6 protein-coding genes are annotated in these 6617 nt (G+C 67.5%); 2 read left to right on the top strand and 4 right to left on the bottom strand.

Features of this window, described 5'->3' with window-relative positions; genetic code table 11:
• Positions 1-158: 158 nt before the first annotated feature.
• Positions 159-1370, bottom strand: a complete 1212-nt coding sequence (locus KA383_19405) for a hypothetical protein (protein MBP7748288.1) — start codon at positions 1368-1370, stop codon at positions 159-161.
• Here KA383_19405 and KA383_19400 point away from each other — a divergent pair.
• Positions 1348-2103, top strand: coding sequence for a glycosyltransferase family 2 protein (locus tag KA383_19400; protein MBP7748287.1), 756 nt, complete (start codon positions 1348-1350; stop codon positions 2101-2103). The genes KA383_19405 and KA383_19400 overlap by 23 nt on opposite strands.
• A 12-nt stretch (positions 2104-2115) precedes the next feature.
• Positions 2116-2922, top strand: a complete 807-nt coding sequence (locus tag KA383_19395; protein ID MBP7748286.1) for a class I SAM-dependent methyltransferase — start codon at positions 2116-2118, stop codon at positions 2920-2922.
• Between the two features lie 64 nt (positions 2923-2986).
• On the opposite strand, the gene KA383_19390 is transcribed toward KA383_19395, so the two are convergent.
• From KA383_19390 to KA383_19380, 3 genes are all read right to left on the bottom strand, one after another.
• The gene (locus KA383_19390) at positions 2987-3856 is read right to left on the bottom strand and encodes an alpha/beta hydrolase (GenBank protein MBP7748285.1); all 870 of its coding nucleotides are present in this window, start codon (positions 3854-3856) and stop codon (positions 2987-2989) included.
• A gap of 219 nt (positions 3857-4075) precedes the next feature.
• Positions 4076-5386 (bottom strand): MFS transporter, encoded by a 1311-nt coding sequence (locus KA383_19385; GenBank protein MBP7748284.1) that lies wholly within the window; start codon positions 5384-5386, stop codon positions 4076-4078.
• Between the two features lie 164 nt (positions 5387-5550).
• Complete coding sequence (locus KA383_19380; protein MBP7748283.1) at positions 5551-6615, bottom strand: 23S rRNA (adenine(2503)-C(2))-methyltransferase RlmN; 1065 nt, start codon at positions 6613-6615, stop codon at positions 5551-5553.
• Positions 6616-6617: the final 2 nt, after the last annotated feature.

Here is a 6617-nt window from a genome sequence, read left to right as displayed (position 1 = left end):
GCGCCAAACTCCGGCCGAGTCCGCCGCCACCCCCTCAAAAACGGACGCCGTCCGCTCCCTCCAGGCTGGTCAGCCTCCGGCCTCCCGCCCCCGAAGCGTCGAGATCGTTACAACGCAACCGGCTCGCGAGCGGCAGCGGCGACGAACCACCCGACGGGTTACCGGCCTGGTGCGGGTAGTGTGACGGCGGGTGCGCGGTAAGCGCAAGGCGGCGGGGTGCTGCAGCCGAGCGGCTCAGCGGCGTGGCGGGGGAACGGGCGGGTTTTTTCGGGAGCGGCCGACAGCGGGCGGCGCGTCAGGAGCTGTCCAGACGGATTTGCATGGCGCCACCGCGCGCGGGGGCGAGCGGAAGGCGGCGTTGGTGTTAGGAAGGGCGAAGGGATGGCGCCACCGCGCGCGGGGTCGAGCGACTCCGCCGGGATGAGTTGGTGGCGGAGGCTCTCGGCCAGGCGGCGCGCCACGCTGTGCAGGCTGCCAAACAAGCGTGCGGGGGCTTGGCCGAGCAGGTTGCCGCGTTCGAGCAGTTGCAGGATGACGTGGGCCATCTGCAGCAGGAAATACCCGTTCTTGATCGGCTCGGGTCGGGTGCTGTAGGCGTGCTCCAGAGCGAACCCGCCGTTCTTCTGGAGGTTGAAGCCTTCGTTCCCGATCTTCCAGCGCAAGTGGCCGCCGCGGTTGGCCAAGCGGACCACATTCTCGGCGCGGAGGGTGAAGTTGGTCAGCCAGGCAAAGCAGCGGGTCGTGTCGCCGTGTTGCTCCTGGCACTCGAAGGCATGCAAGCGGTGCGACCGTTTCTGGTCGTCCTGGTGGTGCAGATCGGTCACCCAGGCAAAGGTCTGCACGGGACCCTCGGCCGGCCGGCGAACCAGACGGTTCTGGGGACAGAGCTCTCGCAGGGTCTGGTACTCTTGCCACACCGCCGGCAGGCTGCCTTCCTTGAAGCTGATGCTGTACTTCCCGTCGCGCTGCGCACCAATGTCCAGGACGGTGCTGTTGGCGTAGAGGCCGTCCAGGCGCAGGCACCGGCGCAGTTGCGGGAAATCCTGGGCGAGCTGTGCCGCCAGGCGCCGGAAGGCTTTGAGCGCGCAATCCGGCTTGGAGGCCTGGCGGTCGGTGTTTTCGAGGAACGCGCTGCCGACGGAGAGGGCAGACCGGTCGGCGTGACGAGCTTGGCCTCCAGGACCGGGTGGAAATAACGGGTCTGCCCAGCGTGGGTCTGTTCCAGGCAGTGCGGGCAATGCCGCTCGCGGAAGGTCAACTGCCCGGTGCCGCCGATGACGATCAGACCGTGCCACGGCCTGGCGATGCGTTGCCCGACCCCGCCGCGCTCGGTATCTTGCGGCTGGCATGGACGCACCGGCCTTATCCATCGTTATTCCCGCGTTCAACGAGGCGCGCCGGCTCGGACACACGCTCGAACTCGTGCGCGCCTGGGTCATGCGAACCGGCCGGAGCGTCGAGCTCATCGTCGTCGACGATGGCAGCACCGACACGACCGCCGAGATCGTGCGCCAGCACGCGGCCGAGCCCCCAGCGGTGCAACTGCTCACGAATCCCGTCAACCGCGGCAAGGGCTACAGCGTGGCCCGCGGCATGCTGGCCGCCCGGGGAGCCCGCGTGCTGATGTGCGACGCCGATCTCTCCACGCCGATCGAGGAAATCGACAAACTGTGGACCTGGCTCGACCAGGGCTTCGACGTGGTCATCGCGTCGCGCGACCTGCCCGACTCGCACCTGGACCCGCCCCAGCCGCGCTTGCGACGCTGGGCCGCGTGGCTGTTTCGGGCGCTGCGCCGTCGCTTGCTGCTGCCGGAACTACGCGACACGCAGTGCGGCTTCAAGCTGTTCACCCGCGCGGCTGCCCAGGCGATCTTCGCACGCCAGACGCTCCACGGCTGGCTGTTCGACTGCGAGGCACTCGGGCTTGCCGAGCGCCTGGGCTACCGCGTGAAGGAGGTCGGCGTCATCTGGCGGCACCGGACCCATAGCCGCGTCCGCCCGCTGCGCGAGGCGCTCGTCGCTGTGCCGACTTTGCTGGCGATCCGGCGGCGCCTGGCCCGCCTGGAGCAGACCGACCGGCTACATCCCGGACGCGGTTTCTGATAACGTGCCACCATGCGCAGACCGCCCCGCAAGTCACCTCCGACGCGCCGCCCGCCGCCGCCTTCCGCCGGCTGGGATCGCGTCGCCGCGTGGTACGACAAGCTCGTCGGTGACGAGGGCTCAGATTATCACCGCCATGTGATTCTGCCCGCCGCCCTGCGGCTGCTGGACCCGCAACCCGGACAGCGTATTCTTGACCTGTGCTGCGGACAGGGCGTGCTCACCCGCGCGCTACTGGAGCGCAACGTCGGCTTCGTGCTCGCCGTGGACGCGAGCCGCCAGCTCATCGAGGCCGCCAAGACGCGCGGCCCGCGCGACGACCGCGTCCGCTACGTCGTCCGCGACGCCCGCCGCCTCGACGCCCTTGCCGACGGCACCTACGACGCGGCGGCGTGCGTGATGGCGGTGCAGGATACCGACGGGCTGGAGCAGCTCTGCGGCGGCCTGGCGCGGGCCCTGCGCCCCGGCGGACATGCCGTGTTCGTGATGATGCACCCCTGCTTCCGCGTGCCGCGGCAATCCGAGTGGGGTTGGGACGAGGCGAAGAAGACGCAGTATCGCCGAATTGACCGGTACGCGACGTCGATGACGATCCCCATCGCGACGCATCCCGGCCGCGAGCCCGGGCAGCAGACGCTCTTCTACCACCGGCCGCTGGCGGACTACGTCAATGCGCTGGGGCAGGCCGGCTTGGCGGTTGTCGCGTGCGAAGAACTCCTGACGCACCGGCGTTCCGATCCAGGCAGTCACAGCCGCGGCGAAAACCGCGCCGCGCAGGAAATCCCGATCTTCCTGGCGCTGAAGGCCATCCGCCTGTAGCCCGGGCCAGCACCACACATCAGGACCCCAAGCGGCAGCGCGGGCCCAGGCGGATGCGCGATAATCACTCGCTCAGCGTCAACACCCCGCAATCGACCAGGAACGTCCGCACATTCGTCCAATCGTTGTAGAACCCATTGTGCCCGCAGTCGAGCTCGGCATAGCGCGACCCGGGCGCCAGCGCGTGCAGCCGCCGGCCGTGGGAAACGGGGATCTTCAAGTCGCGCCGGCCGTGGAAGATCGCAATCGGGATGCCCAGCGTCGGCAACACCCGGTCCGTATCGAACGGATACCGGCAGAGAAAGCCCGGCAGGCCGTACGTGTGCGCGAGACTACGCATGCTCGTAAACGTGCATTCGAGGACAAGCGCGGCCGGCTTGCGCTCCGCAGCCAATGCCGTCGCCACCGCACCACCGAGCGAAGCTCCCTGGTACACAATCCGCTGCGCGTCCACCTCCGGTCGGGCCGTGAGCCAGTCGTGGAACCACACCGCGTCCGCCACGATGCCAGCCTGCGACGGGGTGCCGCCGGCACGACCGTAGCCGCGGTATTCCATCACCAGCGTGGACATGCCCGCAGGCACGGCGTGCTCGGCAATCCACCACGCCTTGTCGACCAATACGTAATTACCGTGGAAGTACATGATCGCCGGTCCCGGATGCTCCGGCGTGCAGCCCCGCCCGGGCTGGTACCAGGCTTCCACGCGGTCCCCGTCCGGCGTCGCGGCCCACACCTGTTCCACGGCCGGGTCTTGCGGACCCGGCGCCGCGGCGTGTGGCAGGACCACGCCGGGAAAGATGATCCCGTCCTGGCCAAAGTACATGACGCCGGCGTAGGCAACGTACAGGGCGGGCAGCAGGGCGAGCAGCCACCAAAGGCGGCGCCGACCTCTGCATCGCATGACGGGCGCGGCGACGGTCAAGCACTCAGACATCCGGGGAATCCTCGTCCAGCGCGACAATCACGGCGGCGCCGGTGGCTCGTCGCGACTCGGATTGCAGGTGTGCCACGGCTCTTGAGCAGTGAAATCCGCACAAAACACTGCTCGAGAGCAGTGGCACATGCCATTGCCAACGCGGAATCCGAATCCTGACGAACTGCTGGAGTGGTATTCGTGACACGGACGCGACTATTCGCGCAACAAGGCCGGACCCTACGCGGTGGCCGCGGCAGTCTCTTGCTCGATCCGCGCCGAGTCCTCCTGGAACTTCCGCTCGCTGAACAGCAGACCGAACGCGATCGCGCCGACGACCGTGACGGCGATGGGCACCAGGAAGAACTTCTGCCAGGCGTACGGCACTTCGGCCTTTACGAACATGTCGTAAAGCTGCCCACTGATCAGGTTGCCGATGAGCATCCCCACGCCGTTTGTGGCAAAGACCATCAGGCCCTGCGCGCTGGCCCGGATGTCCTTCTGGCAGAGGCGCTCGACCGCAATCATGCCGCCGACGAAGAAGAACGAGTAACAGATCCCGTGCAGGCACTGGGCCGCCACCACGAGCCAGGTCGGGTGAATGAGGGCGAAGATTCCGTAGCGCACCGGCCACGCCAGGATGCCGAGCACGATCGTGGTCCGCATCCCCAGGTACTTCAACGACGGCGCCAATAGCAGCATCAGCACGATCTCGGCCACCTGCCCGAGGCTCATCGCATAATTGGCCCAGCCGGGATCGAGCCCCACGCCCGCTTTCGTGTCCGTCAGGAAGATGTTCGTGAAGCTGTAGTAGAACGGCAGCTCGATCGCGACGATGAACGAGATCACCAGCAGCACCGCGAAGTTGCGGTTGCTCGTGAGCTTGAACGCCTCCAGGAACGCGTACGGGTTCTTCGCCCCCCTGGACGGCGGCGTGTTCGGCAGCGTGAAGCAGTAAAGCCCGAGGATCAGCGACACGATGCCGCCCGCGGCCAGGCAGTCGCCGACGCGCCACGCGTTGGGGTCATGCGAGCTCCACCAGATCAGGTAGCCGCTGATGATCCAGTTCAGGATGATCCACCCGATCGTGCCCCAGACCCGGATGAACCCGAATTTCTTCGAGTCCTTCATGTGGTGAAACGCGATCGCGTTCGTCAGCGCGATCGTGGGCATGTACAGAATGGCGTACGCCAGCAGGGCCCAGAACATCGGCCCGAACGTGCTCTGCTTCCACGCCACGAAGAGTAGCACCGCCCCCACCACGTGCACGGCCCCGGTGAATATCTGGTTTGGCAGGAAGCGGTCGGCAATCCACCCGGCCACGAGCGGCGACAGCATTGCGCCCAGCGCGGTTGTCAGGTACACCAGGCTGATTTCCTTGCCGCTGAACCCCAGGTGTTCCATGTGCTTGCCGAGCAGGACGGACCAGACGCCCCACACGGCGAATTCCAGAAACATCATGATCGACAGCCGCGCCGTCAGCAGCGGCGGCGTGGCATGCGGGGCGGGCTGAGCAAGCGATTCCGGGCCGGTCTGGGCTTGGCGATCCATAGGTATGTCTTCCTCTCTCTGTGAACGCCATCAGGCGCCAATTGGCGGGCATCCTAACGCGATCGCCCCCGCTTGTCGCCAGCGCACGGCAGGGCGATTCGGCCGGATCGGAGGGGCAGTTCGAGCCGTCAGCCCGGGCGTGGCTCCGCCTCGTTCCCACGTGCTCACGTTCGCACATTCCCACGAGGCTTTCGCGCCAGCGCCCGGTTCCCAAGCTGCCCACACGCCGCCATCTGCTCGCGGCCCTTCGTCACCCGGCGTTTGCAGCCTTGCCCCGCCTCCGTCAGCCATGCCAGGAACTGCGTCACGTCCGCCTCGGTCGGCGCCGGCCACGGCGAATCGCGGCGCGGGTTGTACGGAATGACGTTGAGCATGCTCTTGAGGGGCCGCAGGTACTCGGCGACCTCGAACGCGTGCTCCCGCGCATTGTTCACGCCGGGGATCAGCACGTATTCCATCATGAAGAACTGGCAGTTGCGCAGCGGGTACGCCAGCAAGGCGTCGCGCAGTTCCGCCAGCGGCTCCCGCCGGTTGTGCGGCATGATCCGCGAGCGGATCTCGTCGTTCGGCGCATTCAGCGACACCGCCAGGTTCAGCCGCCGCCAGCCGAGCTGCGCCAGCTTCCGAATCCCCGCCACGCGTCCGACCGTGGAGATCGTCACGCGTTCGCCCGCGAACGATAGCCCGTTGGGGTCCATCAACACGCGGATGGCGTGAATGACGTTGTCATAATTGTCCAGCGGCTCGCCCATGCCCATGAAGACGACGTTGCGAATGCCGCCCGCGAAATCGCGCTGGGCCGCGACGACCTGCCCGACGATCTCCTCCGGCGTCAGGTTCCGGAGCAGCCCGAGCTGGGCCGTCTCGCAGAATAGGCACCCGCGGGCACAGCCGATCTGCGACGACACGCACAGCGTTCGCCACACGCCGTGCGTCCGCGGCATCGGCACAACCACGCTCTCGGTCTCCAGCCCGTCGTGCGTCTGCTGCACGAACTTGGTCAGATCGCCGTCGTCCAGCCGCCGGGCGATCGGCCGCACGTCGGCCGTGAGCACAAACCGGGACGCGGGCGGCACTTCGGCGGGCACCGCGGCGCGTTGGTTGAACTTGTCCCCGTTCTTCGGCGCGTGCAGCAGCGCGCGGTATTGCGCGCGCAGCGCCTTGAGCTCATGCCGGCGGGGGCTCAGCGCGGCGGTCAGTTCGGCGAAGGTTTTTCCCAGTACGTCCATCC

Source organism: Phycisphaerae bacterium (assembly GCA_017999985.1).
Classification (GTDB): domain Bacteria; phylum Planctomycetota; class Phycisphaerae; order UBA1845; family Fen-1342; genus JAGNKU01.
This window is presented reverse-complemented; position numbering and strand designations above follow the sequence as displayed.

What these genes read in the sequence shown, in the direction of transcription:
- KA383_19400 (MBP7748287.1), top strand. Translation starts at nt 1,348, where the DNA reads ATGGACGCACCGGCCTTATCCATCGTTATTCCCGCGTTCAACGAGGCG.
- KA383_19405 (MBP7748288.1), bottom strand. Translation starts at nt 1,370, where the DNA reads ATGGATAAGGCCGGTGCGTCCATGCCAGCCGCAAGATACCGAGCGCGG.
- KA383_19395 (MBP7748286.1), top strand. Translation starts at nt 2,116, where the DNA reads ATGCGCAGACCGCCCCGCAAGTCACCTCCGACGCGCCGCCCGCCGCCG.
- KA383_19390 (MBP7748285.1), bottom strand. Translation starts at nt 3,856, where the DNA reads ATGTCTGAGTGCTTGACCGTCGCCGCGCCCGTCATGCGATGCAGAGGT.
- KA383_19385 (MBP7748284.1), bottom strand. Translation starts at nt 5,386, where the DNA reads ATGGATCGCCAAGCCCAGACCGGCCCGGAATCGCTTGCTCAGCCCGCC.
- KA383_19380 (MBP7748283.1), bottom strand. Translation starts at nt 6,615, where the DNA reads ATGGACGTACTGGGAAAAACCTTCGCCGAACTGACCGCCGCGCTGAGC.